Genomic DNA, 18,180 nt, shown 5'->3' with positions numbered 1-18,180 from the left:
AACCCGTCGCGCCCGCGTCACGTCTTTGTATCGCCGCCGACTCCCGACGGTATGGACCGTGTCGACCGTGCTCGGGCGTACTACGAGGCTATCGATGACGGCGAGTACGACCGACTGCGCGGCCTGCTGGCCGATGGCTTCTGCCACGAACGGAGCGACCTGACGCTTGAGGGCCCCGACGAGTTCGTCCGGTTCATGCGCGACGAGCGGCCGGAGACGGACACGAGCCACGTCGTCGAGACCGTCTACACTGCAGACGGGGGCGTCGCCGTTGAGGGGGAACTCCGGCGGGCGGATGGGTCAGTCTGGTTCCGGTTTGTCGACGTGTTCGCGTTCGCCGACGGCCGTCTTGCCGGTCTGCGGACGTACACTCACTCGGGCTGATGTCACTCCCGTCGGCCTGCGCCGACAGCTGATTCGCCAACCGGCTCGCTCCCGTCGATGACATCTGTCCCCATGTATGGCTGGAGCACCTCTGGCACCTCGACGGTGCCATCGTCGTTCTGGTAGTACTCGAGGATAGCAACGACTGTCCGCGGAATCGCGACCCCCGAGCCGTTCAGCGTGTGGACGTACTCGGCCGATTCGTGACGCTCTGGCCGGTACTGGATGCCAGCCCGCCGCGCCTGGAAATCGTGGAAGTTCGACACCGAGGAGACCTCGAGCCACCGGCCGCCCCGCTCGGGCCCATCCGGTTCGTCGTTGGCAGGTGCCCACACCTCGAGATCGTATTTTTTCGCTTGTGTGAACCCCATATCGCCGGTACACATCTCCAGTACCCGGTAGGGGAGCCCGAGCGCGTCTAGCACGGAGGCGGCCTCCTCGACCAGCTCGTCGAACCGCTCTGGGCTGTCCTCTGGCCGAGTGAAGTTGACGAGCTCTACCTTGTTGAACTGGTGCGAGCGGACGATACCGCGGGTCTCTGTGCCGTGCTCACCGGCCTCTCGCCGGAAGTTTGGCGTGTATGCCTGGTGTTTCAGCGGGAGGTCCTCGTCCAGCAGTATCTCGTCGCGGTACATGTTTGTCACCGGCACCTCCGCGGTCGGCAGCAGCCACAGGTCGCTGTCGTCGTAGGGTGCGTCGTTTTCGCCACCGAGTCGGTAGACATCGTCACGGTCGAAGTTGGGGAACTGGCCGGTCCCCTCCAGCGCAAGCGAATTAACCGGGATTGGCGGGAACACGTCTTCGTACCCTTGCTCGCGGTGGTGGTCGAGCATGAATTGGATGAGTGCGTGCTCAAGGCGTGCTCCCTCGCCCTTCGTGAAGTAGAAGCCGCCACCAGCCACCTTCGCGCCTCGCTCGAAGTCGAGGATGTCCAACTGCTCACCCAGTTCGTAGTGAGGCACGATATCCTCGGGGAGTCGTCGGGTGGGTTCGAAGTTCTCGCGACGTCGCTCAACGTTATCGCTCTCGTCGTCACCGATGGGCGCCTCCTCGACGGGGATGTTTGGGAGCGTCAGCAACGCCCGCTCTAGCTCCGTCTCGAGTTCCTCGGCACGCTCTTCTATCTCGGCGAGTTCAGCCTTCAGTTCGCTGGAGCGCTCGATGGCATCCTGGGCCTCCTCTTCCTTGCCCGCCTGCTTCAGTTCGCCGATGCGCGAGGAGATCTCGTTACGCTCCTGTCGCAGGTCATCGCCGCGTGCCTTCAGTTCGCGCCACTCCTCGTCGATGGTCAGTATCCGGTCGAGATCGACGTCCGCGCCCTTCGTTTCGAGCGCGCGGCGGACCTCGTCGGGGTGCTCCCGGACGAACTGTCGTGACAGCATCTGTTTCCGGTTCTCGGCTTCAGGCAAAAGGGGTGTCGGTGACGCGACGCCCAACCACTTTACTACCCGGCCCGCCGACCAAGCGGCATGGCAATTGGCGATCTCTACGCCGTCGACTACCCGTCGGTATCGGATGTCTACTACCTCGACACGGGTATGTACGAGACGCCGGAGTACGGTGCACTGTACCTGCTCGATACGCCTGAACCGGCGATTATCGACACCGGCATCGGGACGAACGTCGACAACACACTTGCGGCACTCGCGGAACTCGGGATTGGACGCGAGGACGTTTCCTACATCATTCCGACTCACGTCCACCTCGATCATGCCGGCGGTGCGGGCTATCTCGCCGCCGAGTGTCCGGCTGCGACAGTGGTGTGTTACGAGCGGGGGGTCCGTCACCTCGTTGACCCCGAGCGGCTCTGGGCAGGGACGAGGGCGGCCGTCGGCAAGCAATTCGAGTTCTATCGCGAACCCAAGCCAATCCCCGAGGAGCGTATCCGCGCGGTGACGGACGGAGACGCAGTCGAATTGGGCGATCGCCGGCTCGAGGTCCACCACGCGCCGGGCCATGCCCCTCACCATGCAGTCTTTCACAGCCCTGCCGACGATGCGGTCTTTGCGGCCGACGCCGCTGGCATCTACGCCCAGCGGCACGACGTCGTCCGGCCAACCTCGCCGCCACCGAACTTCGACTTCGAGGCGTGTCTCGCGGATATTGACCAGCTGCGCGAGCTTGCTCCCGCAGTCTTGCTGTACGCCCACTATGGCCCCGCCGAGACGGGCGGAAAGCTCGATGCCTACGAAGCGGTGCTGACCGAGTGGGTCGAGGAGATACGGCAGACGCGCGAGCGGCTTGACGACGATGCGGCAGTCGTTGAGACAGTAGCTGCCGATGTCGAAGTCATCGAGCCGTGGAGTGAGCGGAAGGTGCGCACGGAAGCCGAAATGAATGCCCGCGGTGTCCTCCGCTATCTCGACGCCCAAGAGACGTAGCCGACGTCAGGACACGGGTGTTTATTAATAGCGACGGCGAACCCCGCGGCGTGGAGGGTCCCTGATGGCAGGCGGGTCGAGTCTACTTATTCCCAGCGTCGCGGCCATCATCGGACTGGGCGTGGGAGCACAGATACTCGCCGACCGCTTCGAGGTGCCGAGCATCATCTTCCTCATCGCTGCTGGCATCGCGCTTGGCCCCGAGGGGATCGGCTTTCTCACCCGCGAGTCGTTCGGCTCGGCGCTGCCGGCCATCGTGGGCCTGAGCGTCGCTATCATCGTCTTTGAGGGCGCGTTCCACCTCCGGGCAGAGAAGCTCCGAGAGGCCCCCGCAGAGAACGTCCGCCTGGTGACATTAGGGGCGCTTATCGCTCTCTTTTCGACGGCCGTCGTCACGAAGTACGCTTTCGCTGCCCCATGGGACATCTCGTTTCTCATCGGGGCACTGTTGGTTGCCACCGGGCCGACGGTCATCACACCGATTCTCGAGGTAGTTCCCGTTCGCGACCGGGTGGAGGCAGCCCTCGAGACGGAAGGTATCGTCAACGACGTGACGGCGGCTATCACTGCTGTCGTCGTTTTCGAGATAATCATCACCGGCAACACTGGTCCCGACCAGTTTCTCCAGCTGTTCGCTGAGCGGCTCGGCGTTGGCCTGCTGGTTGGTGCCATCGTCGCGGCGATCGTGTGGTATTTGCTCCGGTATATCGACCTTTCGCCGGGGAACGCACCGCAGAACGCCCGGCTGCTCGTGTTAGCGGGCGCGCTAGTCGCCTTCGGCGCGGCCGACACCATCGCCAGCGAGGCGGGCGTCGCCGCTGTCGCCACCGCTGGCATCATCCTCGGCAACCTCGATCTTCCCTACGAAGAGGATATCGCCGCGTTCAAAGGCGACATCACCCTGCTCGTGCTGTCGTTCGTCTTCATCGCGCTGGCCGCGCTCTTGCGCTTCGAGGATCTGCTTCGGCTGGGAGTCGGCGGGGTCGCCGTCGTCATCGCGGTCGCGCTGATCATCCGGCCGGCACTCGTATTCCTCTCGACGGCCGGTGGGCGGTTCACCCGTGGCGAGAAGCTGTTCATGAGTTTCGTCGGCCCGCGGGGTATCATCCCGGCGTCGGTCGCGACGCTGTTCGCGGTCGAACTCCAGAACCGGGCCGACGAACTGCGTGCCGCCGGCGAGACGGCACAGGCGGCACAGCTGGACGCCAGCGCGACCCTCCTCGTGGGGGTCGTCTTTCTCGTCATCCTCGCGACGGTCGTGTTCGAGGGCGGCCTCGCGCGGTATCTTGCGGAGTCCCTCGACGTGATACCCATGCGTGTACTCGTCATCGGGGGCGGACAGGTGGGCCGGGCGCTCGCCGACCGCCTCGAAGACAGAGGAGAGAACGTCGTTATCATCGAAAACGACGAAACGGTCGTGGAGAAGGCCCGCGACGACGGCCATACCGTCCATATCGGCGATGGCACGGACACAGAGGTGTTGCGGTCGGCCGGCGCGGCCAACGCCCGTATCGTTGCGGCAGCCACCGGCGACGACGACGCGAACCTGCTCGTCGCGCAGCTGGCCTCCTCGAAGTTTGATGTCGAGACCATCATCGCGCGGGCGAACAACCCAGACAACGTCGACGCCTTCGAGGACCTCGGCGTGCGCACCATCTCGTCGGCGCTAGCGACGGCGCAGGCCCTCGACAACGCCATCGAGCGGCCCGCGCTCGCCGAGTGGATGGGCGAACTTGGCCGTTCGGGCGATGTTCAAGAGATAGAGGTGACGAGCGACGAGCTCGTTGGCCGGACGGTAAAAGAGATTGGGCCAGACCTTCCGTCGGGAACGCTCATCGCTCTCGTCTCGCGCAACGGCGAGACGCAGGTGCCGGCGGCGGACACCACACTTCAGCACGGCGACCGCATCACGCTCATCGGCCAGCGCGATGGCGTCCGCGAGGCGATGGCGTTCTGTCACCCGGAGTCGTAGGCCGAGGCACGCCCCGAGAGGGGGTCAGTTCGGGAGCGTGAATTCAATCGCTGCGCCCTGTCCAAAGCCGACACACTCCGTCGCGAGGCCGCGCTCGGCGTCGCGCTTGTGCATCTCGTGGATAAGTGTCACTGGCAGCCGCGCCCCGGTCGCACCCAGTGGATGGCCCAGCGCGATAGCGCCGCCGTTCACATTGTAAATGTCTTCGTCGAAGCCAAGTTCACGCCGACAGTACTCACACTGAGAGGCGAACGCCTCGTTCAGCTCCACGAGGTCGTAGTCGTCGGCGGTCGTCCCCGACCGCTCGAACAGTTCCTGGCAGGCGGGAATTGGCCCGATACCCATCACCTCGGGCTCGACGCCCGCGACCGCGTTGTTGCCAACCTCTGCGAGCACCTCTAACCCGTGTTCCTCGGCAAACGCCCGTGAGGTGATCATCGTCGCGGCTGCGCCGTCGGTAATCTGTGACGCGTTGCCCGGCGTGACCGTCCCATCGGACTTGAACACAGTCGGCAACTCGCGCATCTTCTCGCGATCGATGTCGTGACGGATGCCCTCGTCCTCGTCGATGATGCCCTCGTCGGTCGAGACGGGAACAATCTCGTCGTCGAAGCGGCCCGACTGGGTCGCCTCGCTGGCACGGACGTGGCTCCGGTAGCCGAAGTCGTCCTGTGTTTCCCGGGAGATGTCGTACCGCTCCGCGACCTCCTCGGCGGTCATCCCCATCGAGAGCGCTGCGAGGTCGTACTCCTCGTTCAGTCGGGGGTGGTACTCGTTGTTCGCACCCATCTTCACGCGGGACATCGACTCGACGCCGCCGGCGATGATACAGTCTCGCTGGCCGGCTCGAATCGCGTCCGACGCGGAGATGACTGCTTGGGCGGAAGAAGCACACCAGCGGTTGATTGTCGTCGCGGGGACGTTCTCGCCCAACTCCGACAGCAGCGAGATGACGCGGGCGACGTTGTTCCCCTGCTCGGAGCGCTGCTGAGCGCAGCCCCACATCAGGTCGTCGACGTTATCGCCGTCGAGGCCGGTGTTGGCGAGCATCTCGTCGACGAGCGCGACTGAGAGATCCTCGGCTCGAACATCGGCGAAGACGCCGTCTTCTTTCCCGAAGGGAGTCCGGACCGCCTGCACGACGACGGGGTCGGTGTCACTCATACGTGCTCTCTTTCCGTTCCTCCTTGGTAAACTTATCCCGTCGTTCGGTTACGTCTGTAACTTTGGGGGGTCGTGTCGTTTCCAACGCTAACCACAGGCATCGCTTTAGACGACGCGCTTATCACCGGCCCGGCCATAGTTAGTTGAGATGACGAGCCCCGAGGTCGATGTCGTCACGTTTCTCCTCACGACCCGTCTCTACAACGAACACGACGAACTTGACGAACGAGATCTTCCGCCGGAGTATCGGCGGGTCTTCTGGTCGGAGGGGACCGTTGAGCGGCCGCTGAACGCGACGGACGCGAACGCCTCCGCGGCCACCGGCATCGAGCGACCATGGGACGCAGTCAAGGGGCTGATGTTCACCGACCGCGATGACTTCTCCGGCACTGTCTCGTTCACCGACGAGGGGATGGCCGAGACGTGGCTGCTTGACCGACTTGATGCCGACGACGTCGCCGACAATCCGACGCTCGCATACGTGTTTGGTGACCAGTTCGGCGTCGACTACGAGCGCGCCCGCGAAGCGAACCGGCCCATCCACGCCGACCGAGTCTGGATCGACTCTCTCCTCGACGAGATGTTCGACGAGGATGAAGAGGAGATGCTCGATCTCGTGGACGTGCGCGCGCCCGAAGAAATCGAGATGCAGCTTGACGATCTCGTACTCACGGACGACCAAGAGAACGAGATCAAGAAGGTGATGAAGGCAATCGAGCACCGCGACTATCTCGCGCGGATTGGTCTGCGTGAGATTGGGAAGCTGCTGTTCGTCGGCCCGCCGGGTACCGGCAAGACGAGCGTAGCCCGCGCGCTCGCCCACCAACTCGACCTCCCATTTGTCGAGGTGAAGCTGTCGATGATAACCTCTCAGTACTTGGGTGAAACGGCCAAGAATGTCGACAAGACGTTCGAGGTTGCCAAGCGGCTCTCTCCGTGTATTCTTTTCATGGACGAGTTCGACTTCGTCGCCAAGACCCGTTCGTCCGACGAGCACGCCGCAATCAAACGGGCGGTCAATACGCTGTTGAAGTCTATCGACGAGATCTCGCTGATTCAGGACGATGTTCTCCTCATCGGCGCCACTAACCACCCTGATCAGCTCGACTCTGCGGCGTGGCGCCGCTTCGACGAGATTGTCAATTTCCCCAAGCCCGACCGTGGAATGCGCTCGGATATCCTCCGGCTTGTCACCCGGAGCATGGACATCGAAGAGTTCGACCCAGAGGCTATCGCCGAGATCACGGAGGGGCTGACCGGTAGCGACCTCCGTCTAGTAATGCGTGAGGCCGTCCTCGACGCGCTCACCGAAGAGCGGACCACGCTCACGCAGGCAGATCTTGAGCGGGCAGTTGAGGGATTCGAGGAACGGGACAATCTGAAGAACATGGACATGATGTCCGACGAGACGGCACCCGTGGCTGGCGACGGCGGTCACGACCACGAGCACGACCACTGAGGAATCAACGACACCGGGCGTAGCCGGTGGCTACCGGTTCAATGCTGTACTGTAGGCGTGAGATATGACGTCCTCAGGAACAGTCAGGTACGAGCGGTGCGCCGAACGGCTCCTCGCGCGTGTCGCCACCGTCCGCGCGAAGTTCCTCGTCACGCGTCGGCTGTTCATCTTGTTCGGTCGGCATCTCCGGCACAATCGGCGCGGGGTCTGTCCCTCGCATCACACACGGCTGGATGGGTGGGACCCTCATAAGTGTTGTGAACAATCATTAGAATTACCGCGGCGACCGCGGGCTTTACTCCCCGTCCGTCCGAGAGACGTCCGTGGAGGTAACCCTGCTCGGCACCGGCGACACAACGGGAACACCTACGCCCGGCTGTCGCTGTGACACGTGCCGGACGGCGCGTGAGCGGGACGTTGAGCGGACTCGCTTTTCCGTCCACGTCCGCAACGAGATCACTGGCGAGTCGCTACTTATTGATGCCTCGCCGGATTTTCGCCACCAATTCCTCCGGGAGTCGGTCCCGCTGCCTGACGAGATACTCGTCACACACATCCACTTCGACCACCTCGATGGACTGGGCAACGCCTACCGGCTACTCGAGGACACGCCCGTTCACGCCGCAAATGAGACAGATCCGGAGACAGGTGAGTCGGTCGCTGAGACGGTCGCCCGCAAGTACGACTATCTTGAGGCGATCACTGCTGTCGGCCACCGCCCTGGCGACCCGTTCGAGGCGTGCGGCTTCGACGTGCGGCTGATCCCGGTCGTTCACCCACCGCTGGTATGTTATGGCGTCGTCATCGAGAGTGCAGACGCGACGCTCGCGATCACCGGTGACACGAACTACGCGATTCCCGATGCCTCTCGAGAGGCGTTCAGAGGCGCAGACCTGCTGTTAGCGGACGGCATTGTCCCGGCGTCATTGTGCGAGTACCACCCGCTCGGCGGCGACCACCACGACGAGGCGGGTGTTCCTCGCACGTTCGGTACCAAGCACATGACGACGGAGGGGGCTGTCTCGTTAGCCGAGGAGCTTGACGTCGCCCAGTTCCGAGTGGTTCACGTCTCGCACTTCGCCGGCCCTGAGGAGGCGTTCGGCGACCCGCTGGCCGTCGATGGCGAGTACTACGACCTGTAACGGTCGAGTCCTGCCTGTCGCCGCCGTGTCCCCGCGGGATTGCGCACCCACGGCGAGTGCTCGGCCCGGCGGGCGTCCGTGTCCACGTCCGGCCCTGCCCGTGCGCAGTCGCAGGCGTCGGCCGGCCGCACGAACCGCTCCTGTCGCGTGCAGTAGGCTAGCCCACCGACGCCGGCGACCGACCGCTCCTCGACGGCCGGACAGTCCGGGAACGGGACGCGCCAGCCCTTTCCGTAGGCTCGTTCCGCGATCCGGCGGCGATAGCGGTGTTTCGCCGCAGCGTCGACGGGCCGCACGTCGACCCGGCCGGCGTGCCGTGCGCGGAGTTCGAGGCCTGGCTCCTCGGTCGGAAGCGGTGTCGGCTCGCGGACAATCGTCCGCTCACCCGTTTCGGGGTTGATCCGCCAGACGCCGACAGCCTCTGGGATGCGGTTCAGGTGTGCGCCAGTGACGTGGCTTGCTGTCGCCAGCCAGACGCGGTCGAACAGCGCGAGCGAGACGTCCGTCCGTAGCTGCCGCTGGAGTTCCCCCGGCTGTCCAAGGTCCGGTTTATTCTCGATCGCGACAAGCCCGTCGAACCAGTCGGCCGGATAGCGAGCCGTCGCACGGACGTACGCTTGGCCGTCGCGCCGCTCGCGGACGAGGTAGCCACATGCGAGCCCTGTCTCCACTGCCTCGCGGGCATACGACGAGTCACCGAGGATGTCGCTCGGTCGTCTGGGTGTCCCTGGCCCGATTGACGCCTCGAGGAGTTGCGGCGGGATAGTCTGGTCGGTAATGCGCGTCCGCTTGTCGAACGCCGGTCCCGGCTCGATAACGACACAGTCTACGATTCGGGAGCCATGGACAGCCCCCGACAGTTGGCGGGCGACGAGCCGGCCATCTCGCTCGAGGCCTGCACACACGGCCAATTCGAAGCCGAACTCGCGCACGAGCGGCCGTCCGGCCGCGGCGAGCAAAAGCCCCGCGCCTATGCCGGTGGCTGGCCAACAGCGGGTATGGACTGGGTTGACCTGTTCGACCGCGCGATCGCCTGGGACGTCACCGAGGCCGACGTGACTGAGACGCTCGCGGTGGTGCGCGAAGATGACGACTGAGCCGGACCCGACCCGCGTTGTTGCCGACGCGGACGTCCTCGCGGCCGATTTGCTAGTCGGCGGGCGGGCTCGAGACGCGCTCGACGCGCTGTGGTGTCACTCGTGGACGACCCTCATCGCATCCCAGCAGTTGCTGGCGGACACGGAGGCAATCGTCGCTCGCCTCGCGGATTCGAAGCTCGCGGCCGCTCACCGGGCCCGTCTTGCTGAGTGGACGGAGCGGGTCGACCATCCTCCGGGGGACCATCCCGGACTGGCGAGTGCCTACCGCAGCGGAGCCCCGCATCTCCTTTCACTGGACCCGTCGTTGACGAGCGTGTCCGCGGGCGCGAACCTTCGCGCGTACGCCGAGGTGAGTGTTCGAACGCCCGACGCGTTCGCGCAGCTGTTCGACCCCGAGCGGCTCTGGCCGACGGTCGGCGAGGGACCGTACCCTGGACCGGATCGTGAGCCGCGCCGTTAGAGCTGTTTCCGCATCTCAGTGACCGGAACCCCGCCGGGGCTCTCTCCCTGGCCGACCTGCTCGTATCCGGCTTGCTTGTAGAAACCGACCGCGTTCATCCATGCCTGGAGGTGGAGCTTCGGAAGTTTAAGCGCCCGCGCATACCCCTCGAGATGCGCGAGCAGCGCCGTTCCGATGCCGCGCCGTTCGTGGTCAGGGTGGACGTACACCGCTCGCACCGCCCGCTCGTCGGGAACGAGTTCGCCGAAGCCAGCCACGTCGCCGTCGCTCGCGACGACGAAGTGACTCGCTGGGTCCTCGAGTGGATAGTCGTCGGCGGACCGTTCGCCACGGGCGGCCCACTCACCGGCGGTCGCCTCGTCGTACGCGCGGGCCCCGCCGGCCTCCGCCGCGGCGACATGGACCTCCATGATAGAGTTTACGAGCGCAGACTCCCGTCCTGAGGCGGGAATCGAGCGGCCACTTGGCCTGTTCGCCGATGGATTCATGGCCGTTTCCACCGTTAGTACGGCTGCTACGGGCTCGGTGAGATGCCGTCCCCGAACCACAAGGGGTGGCGAACCAACGGTGGGTCGCACGGCGATGACACGGACTCCGATGGGGCCTCATTGACCGGGCCACAGCCCTCCGAGGGAGACAAACGAAAGTTCCCCCGGTGTGTCGCCGGTTCCCTCTGAGTGCGGGTTGGAACCGAAGGGCGACGGCCGCCCGAATCCGATGTGCGGATTCCTCCGCCTGCAGGCGGAGGAGGAGATCAATGCCTCTGCGTCCCGTTCACGTGCTGGCCGCACCTCCATGCCCTCTCGTTTCAGGTCGAACGAAAAGAAAACACGCCGGTCGGACACTGCAGACTGCCAGACTACCGGTCAGCGTACCAGTCGGCGAACTTCGCCAGCGCCCGCCCACGATGGGAGATGGCGTTCTTTTCGGCAGCGGACATCTCTGCGAGCGTCTGTCCGTCATGTTCGAACACTGGATCGTAGCCGAAGCCGCCGTCGCCGCGCGGCTCGACGATGCGTCCGGGGACGCTCCCGACGAACAGTTTCACTGGCAGAGTACCTTCTGCGACAGTGTCGTCAGTCACCGCGACGGCCCGTTCATCGGCGGCGAGATCCTGGCCACGTCGCTCGCGGTCGACCGGCTCCGGCGTCGCCGCGAACGACTCGCCGTCACAGTAGGCAAGCACGCATCGGAAGTATGCCCGCGTCGCGCCGGCCTCACGGGCGAGCCGGCCCACTTGGTCGACGCCAAGTGTCTCCTCGACATACGACGAGTACGGACCCGGGAAGCCGTCGAATCCTTCGATGAACAGGCCGGCGTCGTCGACGAGTACTGCCGTGTCCGGCTCCCCGACCGCCCGGAACGCCTCACGGGCGCCCGCGGCGGCGACCGTCTCGAGATCGTCAGCCTGTATCTCGGTGTAGTCGTAGTCGAACTGGCGCACGTCGCCATCGAGATACTCCAGCGCCTCGTCGACCTTTCCCTCGTTCGTCGTGACGTACCGAAGGCTCATACTCGGTGTTGGCCTGCTCGGAGTAAAGACGCGTCGAAGCTGGTCTACTCGTCGACGAGAACCTCGACCGGCTCGTCTTCCTCCTCGCCGTCGCTCGTCTCAGCGGCCCGCTGCTGCTGGTAGAAGAGTGCGCCCGCCACGAGCAGGACCACCCATGATCGCCAGTTGGCGAGATTGAGCGTGTACCCGACGCCGAACGGTTTCTCGACCAACATCCCGTCACCTGGCTGCCAGTACGATGAGAGCATCCGTCCGAGCGACGGCCGTTTGAAGTTGTACGGCACGCCGAACAGCTCTCCGGACTGCGGCTTGTCGACCATATCAGTCGGTATGCCGGCCCGACCAAAGGTGTTTCCGGTGGCTCGCTACTGGTAGCGGCCGCGCCCCTCGATTTCGCGGAGCCGTTCAACGACGGCAACATCGCCTGCCTCCCGATAGGCCGACTCGAAGGTGGCCGTTAGCGCGTCGGCATCGTCGCTCGTCCCCGCGAGTGCCCCCTCGAATACGTGGAGATCCATCGCGAAGTCTTCGACGTGGTCGGTGTGATAGCCCAGGCCGAAGTCGATGAGATAGGTGCGCTCGTCGCCGACGCGGACATTTCGCGGCGTCGGGTCGCCGTGAACAAACCCGGCTGCGTGACACGCCGCGAGGTGGTACGCGACGGCCTGGACGTGCGGACCGGCCAGTTGCTCGCGGAGGTCAGCTGTCCCTACCCGCTCGAGCGTGAGTGTCGCCTCTTGATCGTCCACATCATAGACAACGGGTGTCGGCACTCCCTCGCGGCGGGCAAGACTCGTCAGTCGCGCCTCGCGTCGAGTGCGCTCGGCCCGGAGCCGCTCGTCCAACTCCGGGTGCCGGTAGGGTTTACCGACCCGTCGCTTGTGGACCCGCTCGCCCAACTCGACGGTGGCCTCCGCGCCTCGGACCTCGCCGTCTGGGTGGCGTCGGGCTGCACTTGCGACCGGTTGAGCGTCCCACGTCACGTCCACCTCGTCGGGCCGGAAATCGGGGTCGACGCGAGAGTTTTCAACCGCGATCGTGTCACCGGCCTCGTACATCCGCGCGCCGAGGACGGCTATCATCCCGGCGTTGTCCCGGAGAAAGCGAGGTTCGGGTGCATAGAAGTCGGCGCCTCGGGCCGCACACATCGCCGTGAGCATCTCGCGGAGTCGGTCGTTCTGGCCGACACCGCCCCCAAGGACCAGCTCATCTGCACCCGTCAGCGACAGCGCTCGCTCGGACACCTCTGTCAGCATCGCGAACATCGTCTCCTGCAGCGAGAAGCAGATGTCCGAAACGGGAACGCCATCGTCGACGGCTGCTTTCGCCGCGCTCGTGATGCCCGCGAACGAGAAATCCATCCCTTTCACGACGTACGGAAGTTCGACGTACTCGCCGTCGTGGGCCCGCGCCTCTACCTTCGGCCCGCCGGGGTGCGACCAGCCCAGATGGCGGGTGAACTTGTCGATTGCGTTGCCAATGCCAGTGTCCATCGTCTCGCCGAGCACGCGATAGCGGCCGCCTCGGTATCCAAGCAGGTGGGCGTTCGCGCCGCTGGCATTGAGACATACCGGGGACGCGAAGCCAGAGCGGTGTCGGCCTATCTCAAGATGGGCAACCATATGATTGACACCGACCAGGGGCACGTCTAATGACAGTGCGAGCGCCCGGGCGGCTGTCGCGGTCACGCGCAGACACGGGCCGAGCCCCGGTCCTTGCGAGAACGCCACGGCGTCGATGCCTGGGTCCGCTTCTTCGGCCGTCTCGGTGGCATACTGTTGGGCCGCGGCGACGACGCGAGGGATGGCCTCGCGCATGTGCTCTGCGGCCTCGCGAGGATGAATGCCGCCGCTGTCAGGCTCGTACGCGTCCGACTCGATAAATGTCTCGTCACTCGCGGTGTCGTGGACTGCGGCACTGGCACACCAGGCAGTCCCCTCGATGCCGAGAATCCGGGTCACTGCGGCGCCCCGCCACCTGCGTTGAGGGCGTCGGGCGCGCGGTCGGTCATTGCCGGGCTACTGGAACTCGGTGTAGCTACACCGACCACAATGGAGCCGGTCGCCGTAGTCGCCGAGGAACGTATCGCCACAACGGGGACACTGCTCGCGCTCTGTCGTGCCGTTGTCGCTGTACAGTTCGTGACGCGCCATCAGGCCTCGGCCTCCTCGCTTTCGTCGGCCTCCTCGTCTATCTTGTTACGCTCGAGCATATACTCCTGTTCGACGTCGACGGCAGCCTCGGCACTGTCGTACACCTTCGCGTAACCGACGGTCTTGCGCATCCCGTACTTGGTGTCGAGCCGATGGACGACGACCTCGTCGGCGTCCTTATTGAGTTTCGCGGCCAGCGAGTCACGCACGGAGAGCCGCGACGGACTCGCCTCTTCGTGGGTCACCTCGAACCGCACGTCTGTCCGGTGCAACATGGGGTTCTCCTCCTCGGAGATGACGTCGATTTCCATGGTTCGTTACCCATAGATGCCGCCGAAACGCGTAAAAGGATTTCGAGTCCGGTGGCTTAGGCGACGCCGAGCGTGGCGTAGGCGGTTGCGTGATCTCCCTCGAACCCATCGAGCAATTCCTTGACTCGCGTCCGTGTCCGCTCGTCGACCATCGCCAGCACCATCCCCTCGTCAGGCTGGCCGTAGACGACACTTGCACCTGCCGGCAGCGCGAGCACCGCTGGCAGCGCCGCGAGATCCTCTTCACCGGTCACCTCGACGAGCGTCGGCTTGCCGGCGTCGATTACCTTTCGGAGCGTGGCTAGCAACGGCTCTGAGAGCCCGCCAGCCGGCGACGCAACCTCCAGTCGATGATCAAACCCGTCGTCACCAACGGTCTCGCGGACCTCCCGGCGTACCCGTTCGCGTTTTGTCTTCCCATCAACGAGCGCGACCGCCGGCCGGTAGCCAGCCTCCAGTAGGTGGTAGGTGACGACGTCGCCGACGGCGACTAGCGGCTCGCCAGCGTCCGCAAGCAGCGCATCTGCATCTTGATAGACGGGGCCAAGTGGCTTCTTCAGCTCCGAGCGCAGGTCTGTCGGCAGCTCGAGGAGCGGCTCCATCGACTTACCGGACCTTCAGCGCATATCGACCCGGTTCGTCAATCTCCATCTCTGTGGCGATCTCGGACTTCTCCGGGTGGGTGATGACGACGTAGCCGGCCCAGTCCTCGGTGAGGGAGTTTGAGCCACAGGCGGGACACTGCTCGCCGTCGTCGACATCGAGCACACGGTGGCAGTCGCGACAAACCAGACGTTGCGCCATCAGTCACCTCCGGCAGCACGCCGCTTGCGCTCTTCTTCGAGCCAGCCGTGCTTGCCCAGCCCCACCTGCTTGGCGGTCAGCCCAATCTTCGAGTCGCGGGGATTCCGCTCGTCGATGCTCTTGGTGACGATGCGCGTGCGGACGGCGTCGCCGACGCTCAGCACGCGGTTGGAGTCGCGGGAGGCGAGTTGTTGGTTTTCCCCATCGTAGGCGAGATACTCGTCGGAGATCTGCGAGACGTGGAGCAGCCCGTCGACGGGTCCAATACCGACGAACGCGCCGAAGTTCACCACCTCGACCACTTCGCCGTCGACGACCTCCTGCATCTCCGGATCGAAGGTGATCGCGTCGAACTCTGCCTCGTAGTAGACGCTCGGACGGTTCGGGACGACGGCGCCGTCGCCAACGTCCTGCACCTCGGTCACGGTGACGACAGAGCCAACCTCCTCGTCCATCCGTCCCTCAAGTTTGTCTTGGAGCAGTCGCTTGATGAGCGCGGGCGGTACCTCCGGTTCTGTCCGGTCCGGCAGGTGCTCTGGAGGCACCTCGACCGTGTCCTTCAGCCTGACTTTCTTGTACATTAGTTCGTTACCGCGAGTTTCGTCCCAGCCCGTAAACAGATTACGGGAACGCCAGCCATGGAAAGCCGGCGGCGCAGGGGCCGGTCGTTCGTCACCGCGTACGCGCAGTCGCCGGCCAGCTCCAGCACGGCGTCATCCGCGTATTCGGCGTCGGTCGCAACAACAGTACACCGGTCGGCGAGGTCGCGCCCCACCGAGGCTGCGACGGCCTCTTCGCCGTTGCCGGCTGCCAGCCGGTCGAGTTCCTCGAGTACCGACTCGGGGACGACCGGCTCGTAGTCGTCGAGCAGCCGATCGAGTTCGTCGAACAGCCGCACGTCCGCCTCGACGGGCATCATGAGCGCGTTCGTGTCGACGGCAATCCGCGTCATCGGAGCGTGCCAACGCCGATGAGTCGCCAGCGCGCGCCGACGCGTCGGTTGATAGCGATCTTCGCTCCCTCACGGGCACAGACCGGCCGCTTCAGTTGCACCTCCGCCTCCGCGTCGCGTGCGGAGGTGACAGAGCCGACTGTCGTCGCGGTGCCGATCGTCAACATCAGCGGCTCGCCCGTCGAGATGGGTTCTATCTCTTCGTCGACGCTGACAACCCGGTCCAGTAGCTCTACGTCCATCGTGAATCCGTCGTGGACGGGTGGCAGTGACTCGCTCGGCCCGGCCACTTGGCCGGCCAGTCCGTCGCCCTTCGTCATCGAGGGATCGAGCCCGGTACCCACGCCGATGAGCCCGCCGGGCGTGGCCGCGTCGACGGTTTCGCCGCCAGCCTGCAGCGACCGAACCATCGTTGTCACCGACTCGTAGCGGTCGTCGACGTCGCGGCCCGGCCGAATCTCAATTTCGTCGCCCGTCTCGAGTGTCCCCTGTGTGAGCGATCCGCCAATGACGCCGCCCTGTAGCTGCTCGAATGTCGTCCCCGGGCGGTTGATGTCGAACGAACGGGCGACCTGGAGCTGAGCGGGGGCCTCGGGGTCCCGCTCCGGCGTCGGAATCGTCTCCTCGATGGCGTCGATGAGTACGTCGATGTTGATTCCCTGCTCGGCGGAGGTGGGGACAACCGGTGCGTCCTCTGCGACGGTCCCATCAACGAACGCCTGTATCTGCTCGTAGTTCTCGCGAGCCCGCTCGGGGTCAACGAGATCAATTTTGTTCTGAGCGATGACGATGTTGTCGATTCCGATGATATCCAGCGCCATCAGGTGCTCCTCCGTCTGTGCCTGGGGCACCTCTTCGTTAGCCCCGACCACCAGCACGGCCCCGTCCATGATGGCGGCCCCGGAGAGCATCGTCGCCATCAGCGTCTCGTGGCCCGGCGCGTCAACGAACGAGACGGTCCGAACGACCTCTGTCGGCTCGCCATCGACTTCCTCCTCTACGGTATAACACTCGGGCGGCTCGACACTAGGTCGACGGCGGAATGTCGCGTCGGCATAGCCCAGCCGGATGGAGATACCACGTTTCATCTCCTCGGAGTGTTGGTCGGTCCACGCGCCCGACAGCGCCTCCACGAGCGTCGTCTTCCCGTGATCGACGTGGCCCACCAGCCCGATATTCACCTCCGGTTGTCGGTTGTTCGCAGTCATTGAGTAATTGTGATGAGTTCGCTCCGTGCGACTGATAAACCTACCGTGTTCGGTCCCCCTCGTCGGCGTGTGCTGCGTCTCGGCTGGTGAAATTCGTTTCAGCCAACCGTTTAGTCGGTGGGACTCTACCCTCTACATGTAAGTTAACCCACGGCTAACGCCGTGGGCTTTCACCATGGACTCCCGCTCTGGCCGAATCCGGCAGGGGTTTGACCCCGTTCGCGTTCAGCATCCCGGTGTTCAAGCGCACACCTACGGGTGCGCCTCCTTCGCCCCCAGTTTGGTTGCGAAGGAGTCTGTAGCCGATGTTCTTGGCCGCGTTGTAGTCCGCGTGGTTCTCGTACCCACAGGACTGACAGCAAAAGGTGTCCTGTGCCGGGCGGTTGTCCTCGTGGGTGAATCCACACGACGAACATCGCCGCGACGTGTTCTTCGGGTTTACTTGCTTGACGTGGATACCGCGTTCGTCGGCTTTGTACGAGACGTACTCGTACAGGCGGCGGAACGCCCACTCGTGGAACTTGCGGGCGTTGGGCATCCGGTCGCGGATGTCCGTCAAGTTCTCGAAGGCGACGACCGTACAGCCATTCTCGGCGGCTTCAGCGACGAGTTCGTTCGCCACGCGGTGAAGGTGCTGCTCGAAGCGGCCCGTCTCTTTGCGCCCGACCGCTTGGACGTTCTCGTGGGCGTACCGCGACCCGCACTCTTGGAGGGATTTGCGGCGCTCGACGTACTCCGTCCGCCAATGGTTCAACTCGTCGGCAGACCAGAACACGCCGGTCGAGGTGACGGCGATGTTCTCGACCCCGAGGTCCACGCCGAGAACCGTTCCGTTCTCGGCTGGTTCGGGGTCGTCCACGTCCGCCTTTGTTCGGACGTGGAGGTAGAAGTCGCCACGGCGGTAGTGGAGTGTCGCGCCGGTCGTCTCCCACTCGTCGGAGCGCAGGTACTCCGAGTGGGGCGTGTCACGGTTCTCGTCGGGCAAGACGTACTCGGCGGTGACGCGCCCATCGACGGTGGACAGCGAAGCGTGGTCGTCGTGGAACGTGGCGTTGCGCTGGTTGTATTCGCAAAACGGCGTGGTGAACGTCGGCAACGAGGCGTATTTGCCCTTCGACCACTTGGCGACCACACTATCGAGTGCATCGACAGCACGGTCACGAGCCGATTGGACGTG

Annotated in this window: 22 protein-coding genes; 6 read left to right on the top strand and 16 right to left on the bottom strand. The window is 64.6% G+C overall.

The genetic code is table 11. The features are described from left to right. The first annotated feature begins 51 nt into the window (after nt 1-51). Nucleotides 52-384, top strand: a complete 333-nt coding sequence (locus tag ABEJ63_RS06975; RefSeq protein WP_375795641.1) for a nuclear transport factor 2 family protein — start codon at nt 52-54, stop codon at nt 382-384. A gap of 2 nt (nt 385-386) precedes the next feature. On the opposite strand, the gene serS is transcribed toward ABEJ63_RS06975, so the two are convergent. Then, nucleotides 387-1,766 (bottom strand): serine--tRNA ligase, encoded by a 1,380-nt coding sequence (gene serS, locus ABEJ63_RS06970; RefSeq protein ID WP_375795640.1) that lies wholly within the window; start codon nt 1,764-1,766, stop codon nt 387-389. Nucleotides 1,767-1,853: 87 nt separating this feature from the next. Here serS and ABEJ63_RS06965 point away from each other — a divergent pair, with 87 nt between their 5' ends. Then, a complete protein-coding gene (locus tag ABEJ63_RS06965; RefSeq protein WP_375795639.1) occupies nt 1,854-2,765 on the top strand; it encodes an MBL fold metallo-hydrolase in 912 nt (303 codons plus the stop codon). Nucleotides 2,766-2,826: 61 nt separating this feature from the next. After that, a complete protein-coding gene (locus tag ABEJ63_RS06960; RefSeq protein ID WP_375795693.1) occupies nt 2,827-4,737 on the top strand; it encodes a cation:proton antiporter in 1,911 nt (636 codons plus the stop codon). Nucleotides 4,738-4,761: 24 nt separating this feature from the next. Here the strand turns inward: ABEJ63_RS06960 and ABEJ63_RS06955 are convergent, their stop codons facing one another. Beyond that, on the bottom strand, nt 4,762-5,901 hold the full coding sequence (locus ABEJ63_RS06955; RefSeq protein WP_375795638.1) for a thiolase family protein: 1,140 nt from the start codon (nt 5,899-5,901) through the stop codon (nt 4,762-4,764). A gap of 148 nt (nt 5,902-6,049) precedes the next feature. On the opposite strand from ABEJ63_RS06955, the gene ABEJ63_RS06950 reads away from it, so the two are divergent. After that, a complete protein-coding gene (locus ABEJ63_RS06950; RefSeq protein WP_375795637.1) occupies nt 6,050-7,360 on the top strand; it encodes an ATP-binding protein in 1,311 nt (436 codons plus the stop codon). Nucleotides 7,361-7,433: 73 nt separating this feature from the next. Here ABEJ63_RS06950 and ABEJ63_RS06945 read toward each other — a convergent pair whose 3' ends face one another. Continuing rightward, the gene (locus ABEJ63_RS06945; RefSeq protein WP_375795636.1) at nt 7,434-7,583 is read right to left on the bottom strand and encodes a hypothetical protein; all 150 of its coding nucleotides are present in this window, start codon (nt 7,581-7,583) and stop codon (nt 7,434-7,436) included. A gap of 100 nt (nt 7,584-7,683) precedes the next feature. Here ABEJ63_RS06945 and ABEJ63_RS06940 point away from each other — a divergent pair, with 100 nt between their 5' ends. Then, on the top strand, nt 7,684-8,502 hold the full coding sequence (locus ABEJ63_RS06940; protein ID WP_375795635.1) for an MBL fold metallo-hydrolase: 819 nt from the start codon (nt 7,684-7,686) through the stop codon (nt 8,500-8,502). Here ABEJ63_RS06940 and ABEJ63_RS06935 read toward each other — a convergent pair. Further along, a complete protein-coding gene (locus tag ABEJ63_RS06935; RefSeq protein ID WP_375795634.1) occupies nt 8,490-9,434 on the bottom strand; it encodes a DUF5787 family protein in 945 nt (314 codons plus the stop codon). The two genes, ABEJ63_RS06940 and ABEJ63_RS06935, sit on opposite strands and share 13 nt — an antisense overlap. A gap of 154 nt (nt 9,435-9,588) precedes the next feature. On the opposite strand from ABEJ63_RS06935, the gene ABEJ63_RS06930 reads away from it, so the two are divergent. After that, entirely contained in the window at nt 9,589-10,062 is a 474-nt protein-coding gene (locus ABEJ63_RS06930) for a hypothetical protein (protein WP_375795633.1), read from the top strand. Here ABEJ63_RS06930 and ABEJ63_RS06925 read toward each other — a convergent pair. The 12 genes from ABEJ63_RS06925 to ABEJ63_RS06870 all read right to left on the bottom strand — a co-directional run. Then, nucleotides 10,059-10,472: a GNAT family N-acetyltransferase gene (locus ABEJ63_RS06925; protein ID WP_375795632.1), complete on the bottom strand. Its 414-nt coding sequence runs from the start codon at nt 10,470-10,472 to the stop codon at nt 10,059-10,061. The genes ABEJ63_RS06930 and ABEJ63_RS06925 overlap by 4 nt on opposite strands. A 449-nt stretch (nt 10,473-10,921) precedes the next feature. Beyond that, entirely contained in the window at nt 10,922-11,575 is a 654-nt protein-coding gene (locus tag ABEJ63_RS06920) for a non-canonical purine NTP pyrophosphatase (RefSeq protein ID WP_375795631.1), read from the bottom strand. A gap of 44 nt (nt 11,576-11,619) precedes the next feature. After that, nucleotides 11,620-11,895: a DUF5808 domain-containing protein gene (locus ABEJ63_RS06915; protein WP_375795630.1), complete on the bottom strand. Its 276-nt coding sequence runs from the start codon at nt 11,893-11,895 to the stop codon at nt 11,620-11,622. A 45-nt stretch (nt 11,896-11,940) separates the two neighbouring features. Further along, complete coding sequence (locus tag ABEJ63_RS06910; RefSeq protein ID WP_375795629.1) at nt 11,941-13,536, bottom strand: bifunctional N(6)-L-threonylcarbamoyladenine synthase/serine/threonine protein kinase; 1,596 nt, start codon at nt 13,534-13,536, stop codon at nt 11,941-11,943. Between the two features lie 57 nt (nt 13,537-13,593). Continuing rightward, a complete protein-coding gene (locus ABEJ63_RS06905) occupies nt 13,594-13,728 on the bottom strand; it encodes a 30S ribosomal protein S27ae (protein ID WP_375795628.1) in 135 nt (44 codons plus the stop codon). Further along, the gene (rps24e, locus tag ABEJ63_RS06900; RefSeq protein WP_375795627.1) at nt 13,728-14,039 is read right to left on the bottom strand and encodes a 30S ribosomal protein S24e; all 312 of its coding nucleotides are present in this window, start codon (nt 14,037-14,039) and stop codon (nt 13,728-13,730) included. The genes ABEJ63_RS06905 and rps24e overlap by 1 nt, the downstream gene beginning before the upstream one ends. Before the next feature lie 56 nt (nt 14,040-14,095). Then, nucleotides 14,096-14,641 (bottom strand): GTP-dependent dephospho-CoA kinase family protein, encoded by a 546-nt coding sequence (locus ABEJ63_RS06895; RefSeq protein WP_375795626.1) that lies wholly within the window; start codon nt 14,639-14,641, stop codon nt 14,096-14,098. A 4-nt stretch (nt 14,642-14,645) separates the two neighbouring features. Next, complete coding sequence (spt4, locus tag ABEJ63_RS06890; RefSeq protein WP_375795692.1) at nt 14,646-14,846, bottom strand: transcription elongation factor subunit Spt4; 201 nt, start codon at nt 14,844-14,846, stop codon at nt 14,646-14,648. After that, entirely contained in the window at nt 14,843-15,424 is a 582-nt protein-coding gene (locus ABEJ63_RS06885; RefSeq protein WP_375795625.1) for a DNA-directed RNA polymerase, read from the bottom strand. The genes spt4 and ABEJ63_RS06885 overlap by 4 nt, the downstream gene beginning before the upstream one ends. Beyond that, nucleotides 15,424-15,795 carry a twitching motility protein PilT gene (locus tag ABEJ63_RS06880; protein WP_375795624.1) on the bottom strand — a complete coding sequence of 124 codons (372 nt, stop codon included), beginning with the start codon at nt 15,793-15,795 and terminating at the stop codon, nt 15,424-15,426. The genes ABEJ63_RS06885 and ABEJ63_RS06880 overlap by 1 nt, the downstream gene beginning before the upstream one ends. After that, nucleotides 15,792-17,003: a translation initiation factor IF-2 subunit gamma gene (locus ABEJ63_RS06875; RefSeq protein ID WP_375795623.1), complete on the bottom strand. Its 1,212-nt coding sequence runs from the start codon at nt 17,001-17,003 to the stop codon at nt 15,792-15,794. The genes ABEJ63_RS06880 and ABEJ63_RS06875 overlap by 4 nt, the downstream gene beginning before the upstream one ends. Before the next feature lie 154 nt (nt 17,004-17,157). Next, on the bottom strand, nt 17,158-18,180 hold a 1,023-nt coding region (locus ABEJ63_RS06870), incomplete at its 5' end, for an RNA-guided endonuclease InsQ/TnpB family protein (protein WP_375795622.1).

Source organism: Halosegnis sp., from assembly GCF_042216475.1.
In the GTDB taxonomy this organism is placed as follows: domain Archaea; phylum Halobacteriota; class Halobacteria; order Halobacteriales; family Haloarculaceae; genus Halosegnis.
The sequence above is the reverse complement of the archived record's forward strand: the minus strand, read 5'-3'. Positions and strand labels throughout refer to the sequence as shown.

Coding starts and splice junctions, on each gene's coding strand:
- ABEJ63_RS06895 (WP_375795626.1), bottom strand. CDS start 14,641: ATGGAGCCGCTCCTCGAGCTGCCGACAGACCTGCGCTCGGAGCTGAAG.
- ABEJ63_RS06930 (WP_375795633.1), top strand. CDS start 9,589: ATGACGACTGAGCCGGACCCGACCCGCGTTGTTGCCGACGCGGACGTC.
- ABEJ63_RS06920 (WP_375795631.1), bottom strand. CDS start 11,575: ATGAGCCTTCGGTACGTCACGACGAACGAGGGAAAGGTCGACGAGGCG.
- ABEJ63_RS06975 (WP_375795641.1), top strand. CDS start 52: ATGGACCGTGTCGACCGTGCTCGGGCGTACTACGAGGCTATCGATGAC.
- serS (WP_375795640.1), bottom strand. CDS start 1,766: ATGCTGTCACGACAGTTCGTCCGGGAGCACCCCGACGAGGTCCGCCGC.
- ABEJ63_RS06915 (WP_375795630.1), bottom strand. CDS start 11,895: ATGGTCGACAAGCCGCAGTCCGGAGAGCTGTTCGGCGTGCCGTACAAC.
- ABEJ63_RS06885 (WP_375795625.1), bottom strand. CDS start 15,424: ATGTACAAGAAAGTCAGGCTGAAGGACACGGTCGAGGTGCCTCCAGAG.
- ABEJ63_RS06875 (WP_375795623.1), bottom strand. CDS start 17,003: ATGACTGCGAACAACCGACAACCGGAGGTGAATATCGGGCTGGTGGGC.
- ABEJ63_RS06880 (WP_375795624.1), bottom strand. CDS start 15,795: ATGACGCGGATTGCCGTCGACACGAACGCGCTCATGATGCCCGTCGAG.
- ABEJ63_RS06965 (WP_375795639.1), top strand. CDS start 1,854: ATGGCAATTGGCGATCTCTACGCCGTCGACTACCCGTCGGTATCGGAT.
- rps24e (WP_375795627.1), bottom strand. CDS start 14,039: ATGGAAATCGACGTCATCTCCGAGGAGGAGAACCCCATGTTGCACCGG.
- ABEJ63_RS06905 (WP_375795628.1), bottom strand. CDS start 13,728: ATGGCGCGTCACGAACTGTACAGCGACAACGGCACGACAGAGCGCGAG.
- ABEJ63_RS06950 (WP_375795637.1), top strand. CDS start 6,050: ATGACGAGCCCCGAGGTCGATGTCGTCACGTTTCTCCTCACGACCCGT.
- ABEJ63_RS06925 (WP_375795632.1), bottom strand. CDS start 10,472: ATGGAGGTCCATGTCGCCGCGGCGGAGGCCGGCGGGGCCCGCGCGTAC.
- ABEJ63_RS06955 (WP_375795638.1), bottom strand. CDS start 5,901: ATGAGTGACACCGACCCCGTCGTCGTGCAGGCGGTCCGGACTCCCTTC.